This window comes from Bradyrhizobium sp. NBAIM14, assembly GCF_020193895.1.
GTDB classification, from domain to species: Bacteria; Pseudomonadota; Alphaproteobacteria; order Rhizobiales; family Xanthobacteraceae; genus Bradyrhizobium; species Bradyrhizobium yuanmingense.
Genome location: NZ_JADYVQ010000004.1, coordinates 54,359 through 75,646, shown reverse-complemented (window position 1 = coordinate 75,646; position 21,288 = coordinate 54,359). Strand labels below are relative to the sequence as shown.

Sequence of the window (21,288 nt, the reverse complement as noted above, 5' to 3'; positions counted from 1 at the left end):
CACCAGATGCGGAGCATCAAGCAGCCGGGCGCGCCGCTTCCCGAACGCATTCAATGGGTGGAGGCGAGGGGACGCGCTTTCTCGTTCACACTTCAGGCCGGTCTGCCGCTGCTGGAGGCCGCGCGGCGCGGCTTTGCGTCGGAGGGCTTCGCCGGCGGCGTGCTGAACTTCCGCCGCGGCGCGCTCGGGCCGTTCGCCTATGTCATGCCGGCGCTGTCGAAGACCGGTGAGAATGCGGCGTTCTACAGCGATACATTCCGGCCCGCCGGCGTGACGCGTTTGAGGCTCGGCAGCATGACGCTCGGCACGCGCGACGGTGCGCCCTTCTTTCATTGCCACGGACTGTGGACGGAGGCTGACGGCAAGACGAGCGGCGGCCACATGATGCCGGACGAGACCGTCGTCGCCGAGCCGTTCGAGGTCGAGGCCTTCGGTCTGAACGGTGCGGTGTTCACGGCCGAGCCTGATGCGGAGACCAACTTCAAGCTGTTCGGACCGGTCGCGGCTGCAAGCAGCGGCGTGCGCACGACGAGCCGCGCCTTCGCGCTCCGCCTGCGCCCGAACCAGGATTTTGCCGGCGCACTCGAAGCGTTCTGCCGCACGAACGGCATCGCCCGCGCGAAGATCCATGGCGGCGTCGGATCGACCATCGGCGCGCGCTTCAGCCATGGCGGCGTGACCGAGCCGTTTGCGACGGAGCTGGCAATCACGGCAGGGACAATCGCGCCCGGCGCCTCCGGCGCGCTGGAAGCTGCGCTCGATGTCGCCCTGATCGACTATACCGGCGGCGTTGCGGAGGGGCGTCTGATCCGTGGCAACAATCCGGTGCTGATGACGATGGAGCTGGTGCTGGAGGCAGGGGACTAGCTCGTGAGCCGCGACGGGGTGGGTGCAAGATAGCGCTTCTGCAATCCGAATGTTCCGGTTATGTTCCGTTGTGGTGGGGGCAGCGGCAGGAAGCCATGGCACGAAGAGGCAATCGAACGATCAACCTGCCAGCCCCGTATCTGAAGCGGGTATGGCTCGACCCGTCGCAGGTTCGCGACCGCGAGGCCTATCCGTTTTGCCTGCCCATCTTTCCTGATGATTTCGAGCTTAGCTTCGATAGCCCCATCACCATCATCGTTGGAGAGAACGGCACCGGGAAGTCGACCATCCTCGAAGGCATCGCAGCGCTCGCCGGATATGACGATGCCGGAGGCGGCAAGGGCTACAAGCCGGTCGATCATTCCGAAGCGCGCGAGGAGATGGGCGGCCAACTCTCCAAGGCGCTGCGCGCAAGCTGGCTGCCGAAGATCACCAACGGCTGGTTCTTTCGTGCGGAGAGCTTTTTCTCGGTCGCGCGATATCTGGACAAGGCTGCGCGCGACGCCGGCCAGGTCGGTCCCGATTTCTTGTCGCACTCCCATGGCGAAGGTTTTCTGCGCTTCTTCGAGGAGCGTTGCCAGCGCCAGGGCATCTTCATCTTCGACGAGCCGGAATCGGCGCTGTCGCCGGCGCGCCAGATCGAATTCCTCAAGCTACTGCGGCGCATGGAAGACTCCCGCATGTGCCAGGTCATCATGGCAACGCATTCGCCGATGCTCATGGCCTATCCCAACGCGCGGCTGCTGCGGCTCGGCAAATACGGCCTCGAGCCTGTCACGGTGGAGCAGACCGACCATTACCGGTTGATGCGTGAGTTTTGTGTCGATCCGCGCGGGTTCGTGGAGGCAACGCTGGGGGAGTAAGTGAGGGAATCCCCTAACACCAGCTCTCTCTGTCGTCGTTGCGAGCGCAGCGAAGCAATCCAGAATCTTTCCGCGGCAGCAGTCTGGATTGCTTCGCTGCGCTCGCAATGACGGAGTGTGGAGCAGCAGTGCGCCAACTCCCGTGTCCTGGTCAAGCTGCAACGCGTGAACGTTGCGGCGCGGAGCCGGGACCCAGGAGCCGCAGCATCGCGGATGCATGGGCCCCGGCTCTGCAGCGCACCGCCGAAGGGGCGCTGCGCTGCGTCCGGGGCACGAGAGCTCGAATTTATCTCGCATTGCTACCCGCATACGCGCGGCTTCACATCCTCGCGGCAGAGTCCGCCCGAGCTTTGCTGCATTCGTCACCCTCAAAAATGCCGAGGGCGCAGGGAAGGCCGGGTGCCGGCTGGCACCCGCGGTCCACTGTGCGAAGCGTGTGCTTGAAAAAGCTGCACAGCGGCATACAGGTGAAGCCAAACATCCGGCCTTCCCTGCGCAGTGGGTTGACGGCTTATGTCGTGCTCTCCCCGGGGAGCGATGCACTATTGCCCCCGTCGCCTTGCGGATGACTGACGGTGCGGGCCCGGTCGGCCCGCAACGTCACCGCAAGCCTTGGCGCACAGACCCCGGGCGCCAGGACCACACGATTTTGCCGTACGCAGACTGCGCCCGTCGTGTGCGCGCCTCGCCTGCTCACGGAGTGATCCGCCCTGCAAACCGCCAGCGCGCGACGCTGCCTGCGTCCACCACCTCCCATCCCGCGTTCGTGACGATCGCGATGCGCCCCTCGGCCCGGGTTTTGGTAGGCGCAACATGCGATAATTCCGAATTCGAGTAAAGCGAATTATTTCGACTTGGCATGATTGACCCCGGTCTGGTGTTTTACCCGTCCGCTAACCCAATCAATGGTGTGCATTGGCTTTGCCACCGCCGTGCCACGAACGGGTCTCCCCATGGCCCAAAAATGCGCTAGCATGACCTCAGCGCGCGTTCCAAGTCGCGCAGATTGAGAAACGAGGAAACGAGATGAGGATGAGAAGCGGACCGGCGATCGCCGGGGTGGCGGCGCTGGCGGTGGCGGGGATGGCTCTGATGACCGCCTTCGAGCCGGTCTGGGCCCATGGGCCGACGCGGCAGAAGGTGCGGGAATCCATCGAGATCAACGCGGCCCCCGCCAAGGTGTGGGCGGTGATCGGCAATTTCCAGGACATGAGCTGGCTTCAGCCGGTCACCAAGACCGAAGGCGAGAAGGGCAACGAGATCGGCGCCACGCGCAAGCTGACCCTGACGGGCGGCGGGACGGTCGAGGAGGAGCTCTACAAATACGAGCCCGACATGCAGAGCTATTCGTACCGGATCACCAAGGTCGACGTGAAGGTGCTGCCTGTGACCAATTATTCCTCGACCCTGACGGTCTCGCCCGCGCCTGATGGCAAGGCCAAGCTGGAATGGGCCGGCGCGTTCTATCGCGGCTATCCCAACAACGACCCGCCGCCGGAGCTGAGCGACGAGGCCGCGATCAAGGCCGTGAGCGGGCTGTACAAGGCCGGGCTCGAGGCGCTCAAGAAGAAGATCGAGAGCGGCAGCTGATCGTGCGAGCGCTGGTTCTGGCGGCGCTCGCCGCCAGCCTTTGTTACGCCGGCTTTGGAAGCGCGCGCGCCGACGAGGCGTTCGTCACCAACCAGCTCAGCGAAGATCTGATGGTGGTGGATCTCGCTGGCGCGCGAGGCGTTGCGACCATCCCAATCGGCGGTAAGCCGGCCGGCGTCGCCGTCAGCGCCGACGGGCGCTTTGCCTATGTCACGAGCCCGGATGCCAAGGCGGTGACGGTGGTCGACGCTGCCACGCGGCAGGTCGCCGGCCGCGTCGAGGTCGGCGGCGGGCCGCTCGGCATTGCCGTGGCGCCCGATGGCAAGACGGTCTATGTCGCCGATTGGTACGCGGCCGCGGTGCGGGTGATCGATACGGCCTCGCGCAGCGTTGTCGCCAGCATCGCGGTCGGCGCCTCGCCGTCGGGTCTTGCGGTGACGCCCGACGGCAAGCTGCTGCTCTCGGCGGACCGCGACGACGACAGCGTCTCGGTGGTGGAAACGGCAACGCGCCAACGCAAGGCCGTGATCAAGGTCGGCACCCGCCCGTTCGGCGTCACCATCGATGCCGAGGGCAAGCGCGCCTACACCGCCAATGTCGGCTCCGACGATGTCTCCGTGATCGATATCGCGGAAGGCCGCGAGATCGGCCGCGTGCCGGTCGGCATGCGCCCATATGCGGTGGCGCTGACGCTAGGCCGAGGCTTCGTCACCGACCAATATGGCGGCACCGTCAGCGTGTTCGACCTGGCGAGCCACAAGCCGGTCAAGCGCATCCATGTCGGCGACTATCCCGAAGGCATTGCGGCGACTGCCGACGGCAAGCGCGTCATTGTCGCCTGCTGGGAAAGCAACACGCTAAGTATCATCGACGCGGCCGAGCTCAAGGTGATCGGCGAGATCAAGACCGGCGACGGCCCAAGGGCGTTCGGGGCGTTCCTGCGCAGGACGGAGTAGTTCGTCACAACCCGTGGCCGCTTGCTCCGGCCGGCCGAATTCCAGCGGCCATTCCGCCAGAGCTCAATTGACGTTCTGCGCTTCCAAGATCGTGTTCTCCGGCGCGCCCCGGTCGGTCCAGTCCGGCGGCAGCCCGATTCTTTCTCCGGCCAGGCCTGCCAATCCTGGCGCCCGGCCGAATGTTTCGCAGATCGCTTCCTTGGGCGCACCACCGAGAGAGGCGCTCAATCTGTCGACGGACGGCGGCGCGGGGACCTTCCCGAACGGACTCTCCGCGGCAACGAGAAACCTCCCGAAATCGCTTCCGAAAGCCTCGGCCAAATCATAGGCATCCCCATCGCTCGATACACGCGGAGCGCTGGTGAAGGAGTTCGCTCCGCGCGCCCAGATCATGGCCGCCTGTTGGTTGCCGGTGCGGTCACGGGCCTCGGCCTCGACGGACAGGCTCCCCAGTCCGATCGGAAGCCGCGGCACCGGAATGGGCACGCCGGGAGCAACGATGGACGGCACGACGCTCGCGACCTTGGAGACGCCGGCTGCCGCCGCATCGGTCGGCGCAATCTGTGTGATGACGGCGCGAACATTCAAGTCCGCAGCCTCCGTGGGAGCTACGATCCGGAAGCGCTCGCTGAGCGCAAGACACATCGCTCTGTTGATTGCGTTCTTGATCAGCCTGCGCTGCTGCGGCGTGAACGGCTGGCTGGCTGCGGTCGCCGTGAACGCGGTCGGCTCGATGCGAGCGGTCTTCGCGGCGAGAACATCAGCCTTGCTGATCCGGAGCTGCGACTTGGTCAAGAGACCATCGGACGGCGTGAGATCGTCGTAGGAGGCCAGCGACCCCGCTCGTTCCAGCGGAGCCGCCGCGCAACCGGCGGCCATCGAGCTCAAGACCGCAACTGCGAGCCACCTCATGGCGAGGGAACGAGACCGGTCGCCACTCCCTGGGCCACGCGCCGGGACTGCGCGACGGGCAGGGGAGAAGGTGCGGCGCCCGGCGCCGAGGCGAGCATGGGCTGCCAGGTCACGTTCCAGCGCGCCAGCGTGGCACCGTTGCAATCGAAAACCAGGTCGAGAAAGGCCAGGGTGAGCTCGGCCGTCGCGAGCTTCACCTTCGGGTTGAGCGCCGGACCACCGGTGAACGAACGATCGGTGAAGATGCTGTGCGAGCCGCCTTCGAACACGGCAAGCAGCTTGCGCGGTGTGGCAATGGCGTTGAAGACCTCCAGCCGGTCGGCAGCGGGTGAGTAATATCCGGGGATCTGGATGACGTCCTTCGTCGCCGTCACGTGCAGGGTTGGAACGGTGATCCTGCTCAACACCGAGGCAAGATCGGGTTCGCCATAGAATGGAGGGGCCGAAATGACAATGGCGGCGGCAAAGCGCGGGTCGCGCGCCTCGACCCACTTGCCGTCGCGCATCACGCGGGCGCCAACCGCAACAAGCGCCGTGTTCGCCCCATAGGAATGCCCCGCCGCCATGATGCGCCGGCGGTCTACGTGGGCACCATGGGGACTCGACAGCATGCGATCCAGGGCAAAGCGCAGATCCAGGGCTCGCGCCAGCGCCTCGCTCTCGTGAGCGGCACGCTGCAGGCGGTCCACGACGGCGAGGGGATTGCCCGCCCAGAGCGAGGAATCGCTGCCGGCATGCTGAACATGCAGGCTGGCGACGCCGCGGGCCGACCAATATCGCCCCAGATAGCTGTAGCCCCGGCGAGAGCCGCCGAGCCCATGGGAGAACACGATGAGCGGCACGCGCGATCCCGGCGCAACATCCGCCGGCCAGTGCAGGCGCGCCGGAACGGGCCGCGAACGCGCCGGATCGACCCAGTCGAAGTCGACGACCGCGGGGGGCGCGGACTGCGCCCGGGCTGGAGGCGCGGCGAGCGTGGCCGTGACGGCGATCGCCAGCAGCGCGGCACCGAACCGCCGTCGGGTCAGGCTTGTCGCTCCGCTCGCAGCGTCCGCGCCATTCGCGTGCGCGGATCGCACATGCCGAGAGGAAGTGTCGCTCAACCCGTTCACCATGAAGGCACCTTGTATGAAGTCGCACCGAGTGTAATCGACGTATTGCACTTAGTGTAATTTTGCAAACTGGTCGATTTCATGGCAAAACAGGTCATGAAAAGTTCATCCCGGAAGGAGGAAGGCCTGCGCGAGCGGAAGCGGCGCGAAACGCTGCATCGTATCGCCGAGCAGGGCCTTAAACTGTTTCTGACCAGGGGCTATGATGCCACCACGCTCGACGCGATCGCGGAGGCGGCGGGGATCTCGCGGCGGACGTTCTTCTACTACTTCAAGTCCAAGGAAGAGATCCTCCTGGCGTGGCAGGATGGTGGTTTCAGCGAGACCTTGCGTGCCGCCGTGCTCGAGCAAACGACCAAGCAGTCGCCGCTCGATGCCGCAAGGAACGGCCTGCTGGAGCTGACAGCCCGCTTCCCGGTCGATTACAAGCAAACAAAAGTGATCGAGCGCCTGATGTCCGCGAACGAGTCGCTTCGCATCCGGCAGCAGGCGAAATACGTCGAGAAGGAAGCTGCCGTGTTCGCGGCGCTGTCCCAGATGTGGCCGCAGCCGCATCGGCAGGCTGCGCTGCGCGTGGTCGCCATGATGTCGGTCGGAGCCTTGCGGCTTGCGATGGACAGTTGGAATCGCGACCAGGGCAAGCGGCCCTTGGCCGTCTACGTGAAAGAGGCTTTTGCGTGCCTGAACCGGGAGATCGGAGCGGGAGCCTCGCGCAAGGCTGCCGGTCGATCCGGCGAGTGAGTGAGGGCCGGCCCGGGCTCTCGATGGAAAAGCAATACGGCCGCGCGGTGGTGTTAAGCCCGCATCGGAGCTGTGACGCCGATCAGCGCCGGCGCGATGTCACGGATGTGCTCGAACACATGGTCGGGCCGAAGCGCCGTTAGCGCCGCCGGTGCCGCATAGCCCCAGCACACCGCGCCGCAGGCGATCCCGACCGCCCGCGCCGCGTCGATGTCGCGGACCTCGTCGCCGATCGAGATCACCCTGCTAGGCGCGACGCCGGCGCGGCGGATGACCCGGCGGAATTTCGCGGCCTTGCCGAACAGCGACGCTGCGCAGTCGAAATGCGAGAACAGCGCTGCGGCGTCCCCGAGCTTCTCGCGCGCATTGGCCTCGCTGTCGGACGTCACCAGCGCCAGCTGCACGCCGTTCTCGGCCAGCGTTCGCAGCATCGTCTCGACGTCTGCGAACAGCGAAATCTCGGAAGCCGCCTCCGCCTTCAGCCGCCGCGCATGCCGCGCGATCGCCGGCAGCTTCCACATGGGCACTTCGAGCTTGGCGAGTATCTCGCGCGACGAGGCGTGGCGCAGCTCCTCGACATCCTCGTCCTTTACGCGGCGAAAGCCGAAGCGGTCCGCGACGTCGTTGATGGTGCGCAGGAACCACGGGAAGCTGTCGGCGAGGGTACCGTCGAGATCGAATATGGCGAGGGAATAGGGCATGGGGCCGGATTTTGAGCTCGCTGACAAGCGTGAGGTCGCCTGCTGATATTCGTGGAGTTCGAGGACAGCCATGCGACACGAGCGGATCGAAATCAACCCTGCGATCGGCCGTTACGTCGTGGTCGACGGGGTTCGATTCCGATCTCGACCCCTGTAGCTCCCTCACCGCAACTTACGAACATCGACATTGATGTCGAGATCGATATTCGTCACGCAGGTCTGGGTGCTCCTATGCGAGCCGCCTTCATGCCAGCGGCCATCCCGCGCCCGGGCACCACTGACATTGGCCAGCTTCAGGCAGCGCCATTGCGGCAGCGCCTGCTGCTTTCGCCTGCAAACTGCCAGGCCAGCACGGCTTCGTCACCGGACTTGTCGGTGCCGATGATATGCGGACAGAGCTCGCGACGGCGACCCTCGTAGACGCAAGTCACCTGTTGCTCGGCGAGGATCGCGTTCCGAAATAGCGTATAGGTTCGACTGGCTCATTGCTCCCTCCAGATCGATCATCTGGCCTTGCCAACCACTTGAGTGTAGTGATGCGGGACTGGAAGGGTAACCATGCCGATCAATGACACCCAGCTCAGCAAATTTCTGAGCCTGGTCCTGCGCCACCAGCCGGAAACGATCGGGTTGGTGCTGGATTCGCACGGGTGGGCCAGCATCGACGACCTGATCGCCAAGGCAAATGCCGCCGGCACAAAGTTTGGCCGCGATGATCTGCTGCGCGTCGTCGCAGAGAGCGACAAGAAGCGTTTCTCGCTATCCCCTGGAACTGATCGCATTCGCGCCGCGCAAGGACATTCCGTCTCGGTTGAACTTGGCTTGGCGCCGCAGGAGCCGCCGTCGATCCTGTATCATGGCACGGCGACACGGTTTGTCGAGGCGATCCTGTCCGAGGGCCTGAAGCCGCAGGCGCGCCAGCAGGTGCATCTGTCCTCCGATGAGGCAACTGCGCAGCGTGTCGGTCAGCGCCACGGCAAGCCGCACATCTTCAAGGTCGATGCCGGCAGCATGCATGCCAAGGGATTCAAGTTTTTTCGCGCAGAGAACGGTGTGTGGCTGACCGACCATGTGCCGCCGGAGTTCCTGGCGTAGCTTACGTCCTGGATTTCCAAACGGTCTCCTCGGTCCAGCCGAGTTCGGCGAATTCGGCGGCTCGCAGCGGCGCTTCGCCTTCCGCGAAGAACTCGTCGAGCTGCGGGGGCGCGACATCCGTTTCGCACAGCATGGCATGCGCCTGTCCGCGATGATGAACTTGATGCTGGAAGAGATGCATGAGCAGCCGGTCGCAGCGCTCGGTTTGAACGCTCGTATCGCGGTTGATCCGGACGAAGGCGTCGAGCCGTTCAGTTGTCAGCGCATCGCAGATCGCAATCAGGCGGTTGTCCATTGCGGCCTGGGCAGCTTTGAGCTCGGCTAACGAGGGGTACGGCACCTCGTTCTTCCAGGCTGCCGGTCCGAGCCAGCCCCCTTCAAGCGCATCGATGTAGAAGAAGTCGATGATGTAGATGTGGTTCAGCGTACGCTGCAGGCTTGGAAAGAAGCCGGTGCGGGGGGCTTCGAATTCAGATTGGGATAGCGCAGCGCAGGCGGCGAGCAGGCGATGGTTCGCCCAAGCGTTGTTGTGGGCGAAGGCGCGGTAGGTTTGTACGAGTCCAGCGGACATGTCGGTTCTTTCCCGATCGAATAGTGGCTGATTACGCTCCGCTAATCCGCCCTACAGCCCTGTGGCTTCGATGCAGCGCAATCTACTCCGCCGCCTCGCTCGCCGCACGCCTCCGCTTCGGCTTCCGCGCCTTCTCCAGCACGGGAGCCAAAAATTTGCCCGTATAGCTTCGCGGCGCCTTCGCAATGTCTTCCGGAGGTCCCCACGCCACGATCTCGCCGCCGCCGTCGCCGCCTTCGGGGCCGAGATCGATGACCCAGTCGGCGGTCTTGATGACTTCGAGATTGTGCTCGATGACGACGACCGTGTTGCCCTGCGCGACCAGCTCGTGCAGCACCTCCAGCAGCTTCTTGACGTCGTGGAAGTGCAGGCCGGTGGTGGGCTCGTCCAGGATGTAGAGCGTGCGGCCGGTGGCGCGCTTTGACAATTCTTTTGCCAGCTTGACGCGCTGGGCTTCGCCGCCCGAGAGCGTCGTCGCTTGCTGGCCGACATGGATGTAGTCGAGGCCGACGCGGTGCAATGTCTGAAAAGTCTCGCGCACGCGCGGCACCGCCTTGAAGAACTCGGCAGCTTCCTCGACAGTCATGTCGAGCACGTCGGCGATGCTCTTGCCCTTGAACAGCACCTCCAGCGTCTCGCGGTTGTAGCGCTTGCCCTTGCAGACGTCGCAGGTGACGTAGACGTCGGGCAGGAAGTGCATCTCGATCTTGATGACGCCGTCACCCTGGCAGGCCTCGCAGCGGCCGCCCTTGACGTTGAAGGAGAAGCGGCCGGGCTCGTAGCCACGTGCTTTCGCTTCCGGCAGGCCGGCGAACCATTCGCGGATCGGCGTGAACGCGCCGGTATAGGTCGCCGGATTCGAGCGCGGCGTGCGGCCGATCGGCGACTGGTCGATGTCGATGATCTTGTCGATGTGCTCGAGGCCCTCGATGCGGTCGTGCGGGGCGGCGCCCTCGCTGGCATTGTTCAGCTTGCGGGCGATGGCGCGGTAGAGGGTATCGATCAGCAGCGTCGACTTGCCGCCGCCGGAGACGCCGGTGACGCAGGTGAACAGGCCGAGCGGAATTTCCGCCGTGACGTTCTTGAGGTTATTGCCGCGCGCGTTCACCACCTTGATGGTGCGGCGATGGTTCGGCGGACGCCGCTCCGGCACCTCGACCTCGAGCTCGCCGGTCAGGTATTTGCCGGTCAGCGATTTCGGGTTGCGCATGATCTCGGCGGGCGTGCCTTCGGCGACGATGTTGCCGCCATGCATGCCGGCGCCTGGGCCGATGTCGAACACGTAGTCCGCAAGGCGGATGGCGTCCTCATCATGCTCGACCACGACCACGGTGTTGCCGAGGTCGCGCAGCCGCTTCAGCGTATCGAGCAGGCGGGCGTTGTCGCGCTGGTGCAGGCCGATCGAAGGCTCGTCCAGCACGTAGAGCACGCCTGTGAGCCCCGAGCCGATCTGCGAGGCGAGGCGGATGCGCTGGCTCTCGCCGCCGGACAGCGTGCCGGAGGAGCGGGACAGCGTCAGATAATTGAGGCCGACGTCGAGCAGGAAGGTGAGGCGCTCGCGGATCTCCTTCAGGATGCGGCCCGCGATCTCGTTCTGCTGCGCGTTCAGCGCCTCCGGCACGGTCTCGAACCATGCGCCGGCGCCCTTCACGGACAGCTCCGAGATTTCGCCGATATGCTTGCCGCCGACCTTGACGCAGAGCGCCTCGGGCTTGAGCCGAAAGCCCTTGCAGCCCTCGCAGGGGACGTCGTGGAAATATTTCGCCAGCTCCTCGCGGGCCCACTCGCTCTCGGTCTCGCGGTAGCGGCGGTTGATGTTGGTGATGACGCCTTCGAACGGCTTCTTGGTGTCGTAGGAGCGCACCCCGTCCTCGTAGGAGAACTTGATCTCGTCCTCGCCCGAGCCGTAGAGAATCGCGTTTTGCGTCTTCTTCGGCAGATCCTTCCACTTGGTGTCGAGCGTGAACTTGTAGTGCTTGCCGAGCGCGGTCAGCGTCTGCACGTAATAGGGCGACGACGACTTGGCCCAGGGCGCGATCGCGCCCTTGCGCAGCGTCAGATCCTTCTCAGGGATGACGAGGTCTTCGTCGACATGCTGCTCGACGCCGAGGCCGCCGCAGGCGGGGCAGGCGCCGTAGGGATTGTTGAAGGAGAACAGGCGCGGCTCGATCTCGGGGATGGTGAAGCCGGAGACCGGGCAGGCGAACTTTTCCGAGAACAGGATGCGCTCGGGCCCGCTCTTGTCGTGGATTTTCGCGGTCTTCTTCTTTTCCTCCGCAGGCGCAGCCGCCGCGGGCGCATCGGCGAACTCGACGACGGCAAGGCCTTCGGCGAGCTTCAGCGCGGTCTCAAAGCTCTCGGCGAGGCGCTGGCCGATATCGGCACGCACCACGATGCGATCGACCACCACGTCGATGTCGTGCGGGAATTTCTTGTCGAGGCTAGGGGCTTCCGCCAGCTCATGGAAGGTGCCGTCGATCTTGACGCGCTGAAAGCCCTTCTTGAGCCATTCGGCGAGCTCCTTCCTGTACTCGCCCTTGCGGCCTCGCACGACGGGGGCGAGCAGATAGAGGCGGGTGCCCTCGGGCAGCGCCAGCACGCGGTCGACCATCTGCGAGACGGTCTGGCTCTCGATCGGCAGGCCCGTGGCCGGCGAATAGGGCACGCCGACGCGGGCCCAGAGCAGGCGCATGTAGTCGTAGATCTCGGTGACGGTGCCGACGGTGGAGCGCGGGTTCTTCGACGTCGTCTTCTGCTCGATCGAGATCGCCGGCGACAGGCCGTCGATCTGGTCGACGTCGGGCTTCTGCATCATCTCCAGGAACTGGCGGGCATAGGCCGACAGCGATTCGACGTAGCGGCGCTGGCCCTCGGCATAGATGGTGTCGAAGGCGAGCGAGGATTTGCCGGAGCCGGATAGCCCGGTGAACACCACCAGCTTGTCGCGGGGAATCTCGACGTCGATATTCTTGAGGTTGTGCTCGCGCGCGCCGCGGATCGTAATTGCGCGCAGGCTGGAGCCCGCGTTCTGTTGTTGGCGCTTCGCCTTGATCACTTCATCCATCCGAGTTGCCCTCAAGGAAGCCCAAAGGTGCGCGATCGCGCCAACAAAAAAGGCGCGCTGCGCCCGGAACCGGGATCGGCGCCGATGGGTATGGCAGCGAACGTAGGAAGAACGGCGGCGGATTTCCAGTGGGACTTGCGAATCGTCAACGGATTGTTGGCGTGCTGGCGGGATCTGGCAGCAGGAACGCGCGGAACCGCTCGCGGAGCACCCAGCCAAAACAAAAAGGCCGGCGCGAGGCCGGCCTTTCGTGACGATGTGACCTCGGCAGGGAAGTTCAGTACTTCGCGACCACCGGGCCACCGAAGGTGTAGTTGAGTCGAACGGTAGCCATGTCCACGTCCTGCTTGATGCTGTCGGTGCGAGTGGTCACGCCGAGGAAGGTGAAGGTCTCGTTGTGCCTGCCCATGAACAGGTGGTTGTATTCGACAGCGACCGACCAGTTCGGGGCGAAGCCGAATTCTATGCCGGTGCCGACGGTACCGCCCCAGCGCGTTTCGTTCGCGGTGTCGAGCGTAACGCCGCCAAAACTGCCAGTGTACTTGTTGTGAGTGACGGCAGCGCCGCCCTTCACGTACCAAAGCACGTTGTTCCAGGCATAACCGACCTGGCCAGTGAAGAGGCCAATGGCGTCGATCCTGGTCTCGTTCACCAGCGGCGCGAGCGCGGCAGGCGAGCTGATGTTCGAACCCTTCAGGTCAGCCCAGTCCCCCTGGGCTTCGAGACCGAATACCCAGTTGGCGGACTGCCAGCGATAACCGATCTGGCCGCCGACGAGTGCGCCGGTCGCATTGTGACAACCTTCGGCCACCGCCGGAGCGACCACGAAGGGGCCGACACTGGTGAGATCCCAACAGTTGCGGCTCCAGCCACCGCCGGCGTTGGCGCCGAGGTAGAAACCGCTCCAGTTGTACACCGCGATCGGTGCCACCGGAGCCTTGGTGTAGGGGCGGGCTGCCAAATCGGCCGCCGAGGCCGGTGCCAACGCGCTGAGTGCGAACAAGCTGGCCGAAGCCAGCAAAAGCTTCTTCATATCCATTCCCCACTTCCATTTCTCATTCCGGTCTTCCGGAGAGCGGAAGAGCAGCGGACCTTATGACTCAAGCAACGTCATTGCTTTTACACCATTGAAGCCAAAGGTTGTGTCACCCAGCGGCCACACCCCTTCGAAAAGCGCGAGCGAACGGGCGGCCGCAACAAACAAAAAGGCCGGCGCGAGGCCGGCCTTTCGTGACGATGATGCGTCAGAGACGAAGCTCAGTACTTGGCGACGACCGGGCCGCCGAAGTGGTAGTTCACGCCGACCTGCACGGTGTGGAGGTCGAGAGTGCCGGTGTTGACCGGGAAGACGCCCGAGAAGTAGGTCTCGCCGCCCAGGCTGCGATAGAGGTACTCGCCCTTGACCGACCAGTTCGGAGCAAACATCGCCTCGACGCCCGCGCCGACCGTCCAGCCCGAATGGAACTGGCTCTCCGAGAGGCTCAGAACAGGGGGCGCGCTGACGCTGATCTTGTTGTTGATCCAGGCGTAACCACCCGTGGCGTACAGCAGGACGCTCGGGGAAGCGAGCCAGCCGATGCGACCACGCACGGTGCCGAGCGCGTCGATACGCGAACTGACCGTCGTGGGAACGAGGGCGCCACCAAAATCAACAAGACCGGTCGCCGAGGCGTTTACGTCAGCCCACGCGCCATCAGCTTCGATGCCGAACACGACGTTGGAGGTCTGCCAGTTGTAGCCAACGGTGCCGCCGACGAAACCGCCCTGCATGCGCGGATCATCGGAGCTGTTTTCCCAGGCGCCGCCACCGACGATACCCAGGTAAAAGCCGGTCCAGTTGTAGACCGAGGCAACAGGCGCAGGCGCCTTGGTGTAGGGGCGGGCTGCCAGATCAGCAGCCGAAGCGGGGGCCGCGAGAGCGAACAAACAGGCCGAAGCCAACAAAACCTTCTTCATTTTCAACTTAATCCCAGTCCCAGTTTCTGTTGTTGCCTTCCGTGGCGGAAGGGCAGCGGACTCAAACGGCCCAACTGACGCCGTCTTTACACCACCAAAGCCGCAAGTTGTGTCTCCGAAAAGCCACAACAGTCCAAAAGGTGATGGTTACTGACTTATTTACGTCCAGGCATGTGCCGAAAAAAAGAAGGGCCGGCGCAGGGCCGGCCCTTCCATTTGCTCGCGAAATGAGAGGGATATCAGTACCTCGCGACCAACGGGCCGCCGAAGCGATAATTCAGGCGGACTAGACCCATGTCGACGTCCTGACTGATGCGATCGCTCCCGAAGGCAACGCCCGCAGGCGTCGTGAAGGCGATCGTACGGTCGCCGAGGAAGATGTGGTTGTACTCGACGCCGAGCGTCCAGTTCGGAGCAAATCCGAATTCCAGGCCGGCGCCAACGGTGCCGCCCCAGCGGGTCTCGCGAGCCGACGCCAGCAGCGTGCCGGCGCCAGGCGTGCCAGGCGCGGCATAGACGTCGTACTTGTCCCCGACTACGGCGGCGCCGCCCTTCACATAGAGCAGCACGTTGTTCCAGGCATAACCGACCTGGCCCGTGATCAGGCCAAAAGCATCGATGTGAGAGCGGTTACGATCACCGGTGACCAAAGCGCTTCCAGGGAAGAGGAGGCTGACGTTGTCCCCCGAGAAGTCAGCCCAGTTGCCCTGGCCCTCGAGGCCGAACACCCAATTGGTCGACTGCCAGCGGTAGCCGATCTGACCACCGACCGTGCCGCCGGTCGCATCGTGACAGCCTTCAGCCACCAGAACGCCCGTGACCGGGGTCACGAAGTCCCAGCACTTGCGGCTCGTGCCGCCGCCGCCGTTGACGCCGATGTAGAAGCCGCTCCAGTCGTAAACCGCGGCGACCGCCGGGGCCGGAGCCTTGGTGTAGGGACGCGCAGCCATATCCGCCGCGCTTGCCGGAGCCGACAGCCCCATTGCCATTGCACTGATTACGCCGAAAAGAATCTTATTCATTGCAGTCTCCCCAAGTTTCGTCCGCTTCATGAAAGTCCCCGAAGCGGCTGATCAGACGCGACACCCATATGAATCAATTCCAAGGCAAAGGTAGCCTAAGGAAAGGGCAGAGTCCGTCTCCGGAATGCCACACTTGCGGATTGATTGAATGGGTTCCAACTTGATGAATGTTAAATGGTTTTTGCCATACTCGGGAACCCAAAAAGGTTCCATTCGAGGGCTGTCCTTTTTTGTGGCATGAGAGGACATGCGGGAAATTTCCGCTCGCTCGTGCCGAAGAACAAATCTGGAACAAACGTGCGCGCGATGCTATATGTGGGGATAACCTTGGGGGTGGCAGGCTGATCGGTGCCCGCAAGCGTATAGGGTCGCCCTAGCGGGCGCAGAGGAACGCGGGCAGCGGATTCGCCCTTTTGAAATTCAGTGGCATTCGGAGTGGAGAGCGGCGATGGCGGGAAGCGTCAACAAGGTCATTCTGGTTGGAAATCTCGGCAAGGATCCCGAAATCCGCCGCACCCAGGACGGGCGGCCGATCGCGAATTTGAGCATCGCGACCTCGGAGACCTGGCGCGACAAGAACACCGGCGAGCGCAAGGAGAAGACCGAGTGGCATCGCGTCGTGATCTTCTCTGAGCCGCTTTGCAAGATCGTCGAACAGTATCTGAAGAAGGGCGCAAAGGTTTACATCGAAGGCGCGCTCCAGACCCGCAAGTACACCGACCAGAGCGGCGTCGAGAAATACTCGACCGAGGTCGTGCTGCAGGGCTTCAACTCAACGCTGACGATGCTGGACGGCCGCGGTGGCGGCGGCGGAGGTGGCAGCTTCGGCGACGAGCCGGGCGGCGACTTCGGCTCCTCCGGACCCGTCAGCAGCGCGCCGCGCCGTCCCGTTGCCGCCGGCGGCGGCCGCAACAGCGACATGGACGACGATATCCCGTTCTGAGAGGGCGGGATTACTCGACGGAGATGCGGCGGCAACCTCGGCGCCGCTTGCGCCTCCCCGTCAGGAGACATTCCTAATTGACTGAACGGGCTCGGATTTTCCGGGCGCGCTTCATGTGTGGGGTGAGGTTCGTATCAAGCCGGGCAAAACGGGTTGACCGGAGGCCCCTTGACGCGTGTTCAGGCCGGCGTTGCGGGCGTTCATGAAGGACCGATTCCGGGGGCGTGCAGGGCGCTGTTCCGAAGCCGTAAGTTATTGGAAGAATAAGCGGAAAAAGGACTTTCCGAGGGCGGTCAGGGTGGTTATCCGACCCCGGATGCGCTATATGATTCCCAGACAAACCCTCACCGGATTTCCCCTTGGCTGACGACGATAACAAGCCCGGCGACCAGCCGGCGCAACCCTCGGACATTCGCCCCGTCTCCATCCTCGACGAGATGAAGAAGTCCTACCTCGATTACGCCATGAGCGTGATCGTGTCGCGCGCGCTGCCCGATGCGCGCGACGGCCTGAAGCCGGTGCATCGGCGCATCCTGTTCTCGATGAACGAGCAGGGCTTCACGCCCGACAAGAAGCACAAGAAGTCCGCCGGTATCGTCGGTGACGTCATGGGTAAATACCACCCTCATGGCGACCAGGCGATCTACGACGCGCTGGTGCGCATGGCGCAGGACTTCTCGATGCGCGAGTTGCTGGTGGACGGGCAGGGCAATTTCGGCTCGGTCGACGGCGACCCGGCGGCGGCCATGCGCTACACCGAGTCCCGCCTGACCAAGATCGCGCTGAAGCTGCTCGAGGACATCGACAGCGACACCGTCGACTTCCAGGACAATTACGACGGTTCCGAGAAGGAGCCGGTGGTCCTGCCGGCGCGGTTCCCGAACCTGCTGGTCAACGGCGCGGGCGGCATTGCCGTCGGCATGGCGACCAACATCCCGCCGCACAATCTCGGCGAGGTGATCGACGCCTGTATTGCGCTGATCGACAATCCCTCGCTGACCATCGACGAGCTCATCAACATCATTCCCGGCCCGGATTTCCCGACCGGCGGCATCATCCTCGGACGCCAGGGCATCCGCAGCGCCTACCATCTCGGCCGCGGCTCCATCGTGATGCGCGGCAAGGTCACGTTCGAGACCATTCGCAAGGATCGAGAGGCGATCGTCATCACCGAGATTCCGTATCAGGTGAACAAGGCGACGATGGTCGAGCGCATCGCCGAGCTCTACAAGGAAAAGAAGATCGAGGGCATCTCCGATCTGCGCGACGAGTCCGACCGCGAGGGCTATCGCGTCGTCGTCGAGCTCAAGCGCGACGCCGTGCCCGACGTGGTACTGAACCAGCTCTACAAGTTCACCCCGCTGCAGACGAGCTTCGGCGTCAACGCGGTTGCGCTCGATTCCGGGCGTCCGCAGACGATGAACTTGAAGGATATGTTGACGATCTTCGTCGGCTTCCGCGAGCAGGTCGTTACCCGGCGCACCAAGTACAAGCTGCGCAAGGCGCGTGAGCGCGCCCATGAGCAGGTCGGCCTCGCCATCGCGGTCGCCAACATCGACGAGATCATCAAGGTGATCCGCACCTCGCCGACACCGGCGGCGGCCCGTGACACCCTGATGACGCGCGATTGGCCTGCGCGCGACGTCGAGGACATCATCACGCTGATCGATGACCCGCGTCACCGGATCAACGAGGACGGCACGATCCGCCTCTCGCTGGAGCAGGCGAGGGCGATCCTCGAATTGCGTCTCGCACGTCTCACCGCGCTCGGCCGCGACGAGATTGGCGGCGAGCTGTCGAAGCTCGCCGGGGAGATCGGCGACTATCTCGCGATCCTGCGCTCACGCGCGCGCATCCTGGACATCATCAAGACCGAGCTTGCCGAGGTGAAGGCCGAGTTCGCAACGCCCCGCCGCACCGTGATCATGGAGCAGGAGGGCGAGGTCGAGGACGAGGACCTGATCCAGCGCGAGGACATGGTCGTCACGGTCTCGCACGCCGGCTACGTCAAGCGCGTGCCGCTGTCGGCCTACCGGGCGCAGCGCCGCGGCGGCAAGGGCCGCTCCGGCATGCAGACCCGCGACGAGGACTTCGTCAGCCGGCTCTTTGTCGCCTCGACCCATACTCCGGTGCTGTTCTTCTCCTCGCGCGGCCAGGTCTACAAGGAAAAGGTCTGGCGGCTGCCGATGGCCGCGCCGAACGCGCGCGGCAAGGCCATGATCAACATCCTGCCGCTGGAGCAGGGCGAGCGCATCACCACCATCATGCCGCTGCCGGAGGATGAATCGACCTGGGGCCAGCTCGACGTGATGTTCGCGACCACGGGCGGCAACGTCCGGCGCAACAAGCTGTCCGACTTCGTTGACGTCCGCCGCTCCGGCATCATCGCCATGAAGCTCGACGACAACGAGGCGATCGTCGACGTGCAGATCTGCACCGAGCGCGACGACGTGCTGCTGACCGCTGCGGGCGGCCAGTGCATCCGCTTCCCCGTCACCGATGTGCGCGTATTCACCGGGCGCACCTCGATGGGCGTGCGCGGCATTGCGCTCGGCGAAGGCGACAAGGTGATTTCGCTGGCGATCCTGCGCCACGTCGACACCACCTCGGACGAGCGCTCGGCCTATTTGAAGATGCGCCGCGCGGTCGCGGGCGAAGCCGCCGCAGACGAGGCGCCGGCCGATGCCGAGGCCGAGGAGACCTCGGGCAGCTTCCAGCTCCCGCAGGAGCGCTATGTCGAGATGTCGGCGCAGGAGCAGGTCGTGCTGACCGTCTCCGTCAACGGCTACGGCAAGCGGACCTCGTCCTACGAGTACCGCACCACCGGCCGCGGCGGCAAAGGCATCGTCGCTATGAGCGTCAACCACCGCAACGGCAATCTCGTCGCCTCGTTCCCCGTGGAGGAGGCGGATCAAATCATGCTGGTCACCGACAAGGGCCAGCTGATCCGCTGCCCGGTCGAAGGCATCCGCATCGCCGGCCGCTCGACGCAAGGCGTGATCGTGTTCGACACCGCCGAGGACGAGCACGTGGTGTCAGTCGAGCACATCACGGAAGAGGCCGAGAACGGGAATGGAGCGAACGGGGAATAGAGGCTGGCGAATCGGGACTCATCCACCCGCCGTTCCTCGCAGCCGATAGTGCCCCCTGAACGAGATCGCGCCCGTCGGGCCATTCCGACGGGCGCGAGCGTCGCGTAGTCTGCGACGAGACGTCACAGAAATTCCTGGGGTCTTGAGGGACCCGCCCGACACGAACCTGACAGATCCGATTACGGCGTGCGGTTGGCGGTCACGAGGCGGGCCTCGCGGACGTTGGCCTTGGTGCCGGCGCTACGCAGGCAGGACGCTTCGAAGTTCGGCCAGGCCTGCTGCGAGCAGTCACGGCCGATGCTGCGGATGTCGAGCCGGTCGCTCTTGGCCAGCGGCTGCGGCACGCTGGCTTCGACCTTCGGGGCAAAGCCGGGCAGGAGGGTGAGGGCCGCGGCAACACACGCAGACAGAGCGATCGCTGAAATGGTCTTGATCATGACAGTCCCCTGTGATGCGGCCGCCTACGCCCAGTACGCGGCCCGTCATTCGTTGGCCGGATTAGTAACCATGGCCAGTTTCCGGACGTCTTCGCCGATGTGGGAAATGGTTTCGTTCGCGCTCCGTTTTGTTTCGTGGCCGCCCGAGGACGAAACAAACCGGCTGCCGCTGACGCCCAACGGGACATTTTCGGAGGGGCTGGACCGGAAACGGGCTAGGAACCTGCCCGGCTTGCCGGCCCGGGCGGGGCGCGGTAGGACGGGGCCATGCCGCGCATCGCCTTCTACCCAGGTTCCTTCGACCCCATCACCAACGGCCATCTGGACGTGGTCCGGCACAGCGTTTCCTTGTGCGACAGGCTCGTGGTCGCGATCGGGGTGCATCCCGGCAAGAAGCCGCTGTTCTCGACCGAGGAGCGCCTCAAGATGCTCGAGGAGGTCTGCGGTCCGATTGCGGCGCAGGCCGGCTGCGTGCTGGAGGCGACGACGTTCGACGATCTGTCGGTGACCGCGGCGCGCAAGCACGGCGCGACCATCATGATCCGGGGCCTGCGCGACGGCACCGACCTCGATTACGAGATGCAGCTCGCCGGCATGAACGAGGCCATGGCGCCGGAGGTGCATACGGTCTTCCTGCCGGCCTCTCCCATGGTCCGCCCGATCACCGCCACTTTGGTGCGCCAGATCGCCGGCATGGGCGGGGACGTCTCGGCCTTCGTCCCGCCGCAGGTCGCGGCACAGCTCAAGGCCAAATTCGCCTGAAAACGGCGCGCTTCCTCTTCTCTCTGATCCGGAGTTGTCATGATCCGAATTCTCGCAGTTCTTGCCGCGCTTCTGTTCGCGGCGCCGGCGGTGGCGCAGCAATTGCCGGCAAATCTCGACAAGGCCAACGCCATCGTCATCGACAGCACCAAGGGCCGCATCGTCATCAAGCTCAGGACCGACATCGCGCCCCAGCATGCCGAACGCATCAAGCAGCTGGCGCGCGAAGGCTTCTACAACAACGTGCCGTTCCACCGCGTCATGGACGGCTTCATGGCGCAGACCGGCGACGGCCAGAACGGCAACGGCACCGGCGGCTCGAAATACCCGAACCTGAAGCAGGAATTCTCCAAGGTGCATTTTGCCCGCGGCATCGTCGGCATGGCCCGGCGCGGCGACAGCGTCGACAGCGCCAACTCGCAGTTCTTCATCATGTTCGCCGACGGCGGCAGCCTCGACGGCCAGTACACCGTGATCGGCGAGGTGGTGCAGGGCATGGACGTCGTCGACAAGCTGAAGAAGGCGCCCCCCGGCTCGCCCGGCGGCTCCGTCACCGATCCCGACAAGATGGTGAAGGTGCAGGTCGCCTCAGACATCAAATAGG

19 protein-coding genes are annotated in these 21,288 nt (G+C 64.4%); 10 read left to right on the top strand and 9 right to left on the bottom strand.

Annotated features, from left to right (window positions below; translation table 11 throughout):
- Positions 1 to 6: 6 nt before the first annotated feature.
- The 4 genes from I6F28_RS12105 (at position 7) to I6F28_RS12090 (ending at position 4,276) form a co-directional block, all read left to right on the top strand.
- The gene (locus I6F28_RS12105; RefSeq protein WP_225139979.1) at positions 7 to 867 is read left to right on the top strand and encodes a PCC domain-containing protein; all 861 of its coding nucleotides are present in this window, start codon (positions 7 to 9) and stop codon (positions 865 to 867) included.
- A 95-nt stretch (positions 868 to 962) separates the two neighbouring features.
- Positions 963 to 1,730 (top strand): AAA family ATPase, encoded by a 768-nt coding sequence (locus I6F28_RS12100; protein ID WP_225139978.1) that lies wholly within the window; start codon positions 963 to 965, stop codon positions 1,728 to 1,730.
- Between the two features lie 1,026 nt (positions 1,731 to 2,756).
- A complete protein-coding gene (locus tag I6F28_RS12095; RefSeq protein ID WP_036044199.1) occupies positions 2,757 to 3,320 on the top strand; it encodes an SRPBCC family protein in 564 nt (187 codons plus the stop codon).
- A gap of 2 nt (positions 3,321 to 3,322) precedes the next feature.
- Positions 3,323 to 4,276: a YVTN family beta-propeller repeat protein gene (locus I6F28_RS12090; RefSeq protein ID WP_225139977.1), complete on the top strand. Its 954-nt coding sequence runs from the start codon at positions 3,323 to 3,325 to the stop codon at positions 4,274 to 4,276.
- 63 nt (positions 4,277 to 4,339) lie between these two features.
- Here I6F28_RS12090 and I6F28_RS12085 read toward each other — a convergent pair whose 3' ends face one another.
- Both I6F28_RS12085 and I6F28_RS12080 read right to left on the bottom strand, forming a co-directional pair.
- On the bottom strand, positions 4,340 to 5,155 hold the full coding sequence (locus I6F28_RS12085; RefSeq protein WP_346656739.1) for a DUF3313 domain-containing protein: 816 nt from the start codon (positions 5,153 to 5,155) through the stop codon (positions 4,340 to 4,342).
- A gap of 29 nt (positions 5,156 to 5,184) precedes the next feature.
- Complete coding sequence (locus I6F28_RS12080) at positions 5,185 to 6,291, bottom strand: alpha/beta hydrolase family protein (RefSeq protein WP_225139975.1); 1,107 nt, start codon at positions 6,289 to 6,291, stop codon at positions 5,185 to 5,187.
- A gap of 105 nt (positions 6,292 to 6,396) precedes the next feature.
- Here I6F28_RS12080 and I6F28_RS12075 point away from each other — a divergent pair, with 105 nt between their 5' ends.
- Positions 6,397 to 7,041, top strand: coding sequence for a TetR/AcrR family transcriptional regulator (locus tag I6F28_RS12075; protein WP_036028176.1), 645 nt, complete (start codon positions 6,397 to 6,399; stop codon positions 7,039 to 7,041).
- 53 nt (positions 7,042 to 7,094) lie between these two features.
- Here I6F28_RS12075 and I6F28_RS12070 read toward each other — a convergent pair whose 3' ends face one another.
- Positions 7,095 to 7,742 (bottom strand): HAD-IA family hydrolase, encoded by a 648-nt coding sequence (locus tag I6F28_RS12070; RefSeq protein WP_036012680.1) that lies wholly within the window; start codon positions 7,740 to 7,742, stop codon positions 7,095 to 7,097.
- 558 nt (positions 7,743 to 8,300) lie between these two features.
- Between I6F28_RS12070 and I6F28_RS12065 the strand changes: the two genes are divergently transcribed.
- Positions 8,301 to 8,837 carry an RNA 2'-phosphotransferase gene (locus tag I6F28_RS12065; RefSeq protein ID WP_036028168.1) on the top strand — a complete coding sequence of 179 codons (537 nt, stop codon included), beginning with the start codon at positions 8,301 to 8,303 and terminating at the stop codon, positions 8,835 to 8,837.
- Between the two features lies 1 nt (position 8,838).
- On the opposite strand, the gene I6F28_RS12060 is transcribed toward I6F28_RS12065, so the two are convergent.
- The 5 genes from I6F28_RS12060 to I6F28_RS12040 form a co-directional block, all read right to left on the bottom strand.
- Positions 8,839 to 9,408, bottom strand: a complete 570-nt coding sequence (locus I6F28_RS12060) for a DinB family protein (protein ID WP_225125297.1) — start codon at positions 9,406 to 9,408, stop codon at positions 8,839 to 8,841.
- Positions 9,409 to 9,490: 82 nt separating this feature from the next.
- On the bottom strand, positions 9,491 to 12,472 hold the full coding sequence (uvrA, locus tag I6F28_RS12055) for an excinuclease ABC subunit UvrA (protein ID WP_225139974.1): 2,982 nt from the start codon (positions 12,470 to 12,472) through the stop codon (positions 9,491 to 9,493).
- A gap of 277 nt (positions 12,473 to 12,749) precedes the next feature.
- The gene (locus tag I6F28_RS12050) at positions 12,750 to 13,505 is read right to left on the bottom strand and encodes an outer membrane protein (RefSeq protein ID WP_036028173.1); all 756 of its coding nucleotides are present in this window, start codon (positions 13,503 to 13,505) and stop codon (positions 12,750 to 12,752) included.
- 224 nt (positions 13,506 to 13,729) lie between these two features.
- Positions 13,730 to 14,428 (bottom strand): outer membrane protein, encoded by a 699-nt coding sequence (locus I6F28_RS12045; RefSeq protein ID WP_157286061.1) that lies wholly within the window; start codon positions 14,426 to 14,428, stop codon positions 13,730 to 13,732.
- Positions 14,429 to 14,667: 239 nt separating this feature from the next.
- A complete protein-coding gene (locus tag I6F28_RS12040) occupies positions 14,668 to 15,450 on the bottom strand; it encodes an outer membrane protein (RefSeq protein WP_225125298.1) in 783 nt (260 codons plus the stop codon).
- A gap of 448 nt (positions 15,451 to 15,898) precedes the next feature.
- On the opposite strand from I6F28_RS12040, the gene I6F28_RS12035 reads away from it, so the two are divergent.
- Together I6F28_RS12035 and gyrA are read left to right on the top strand one after the other, a co-directional pair.
- Positions 15,899 to 16,393: a single-stranded DNA-binding protein gene (locus tag I6F28_RS12035; RefSeq protein WP_025036423.1), complete on the top strand. Its 495-nt coding sequence runs from the start codon at positions 15,899 to 15,901 to the stop codon at positions 16,391 to 16,393.
- Between the two features lie 359 nt (positions 16,394 to 16,752).
- Complete coding sequence (gyrA, locus tag I6F28_RS12030) at positions 16,753 to 19,485, top strand: DNA gyrase subunit A (RefSeq protein WP_225112462.1); 2,733 nt, start codon at positions 16,753 to 16,755, stop codon at positions 19,483 to 19,485.
- A 179-nt stretch (positions 19,486 to 19,664) separates the two neighbouring features.
- On the opposite strand, the gene I6F28_RS12025 is transcribed toward gyrA, so the two are convergent.
- Positions 19,665 to 19,922 carry a hypothetical protein gene (locus I6F28_RS12025; protein WP_036012649.1) on the bottom strand — a complete coding sequence of 86 codons (258 nt, stop codon included), beginning with the start codon at positions 19,920 to 19,922 and terminating at the stop codon, positions 19,665 to 19,667.
- Positions 19,923 to 20,189: 267 nt separating this feature from the next.
- Between I6F28_RS12025 and coaD the strand changes: the two genes are divergently transcribed.
- Both coaD and I6F28_RS12015 read left to right on the top strand, forming a co-directional pair.
- Positions 20,190 to 20,684, top strand: coding sequence for a pantetheine-phosphate adenylyltransferase (coaD, locus tag I6F28_RS12020; protein WP_036012646.1), 495 nt, complete (start codon positions 20,190 to 20,192; stop codon positions 20,682 to 20,684).
- Positions 20,685 to 20,723: 39 nt separating this feature from the next.
- Positions 20,724 to 21,287, top strand: a complete 564-nt coding sequence (locus tag I6F28_RS12015) for a peptidylprolyl isomerase (protein WP_036012644.1) — start codon at positions 20,724 to 20,726, stop codon at positions 21,285 to 21,287.
- Position 21,288 lies beyond the last annotated feature (1 nt).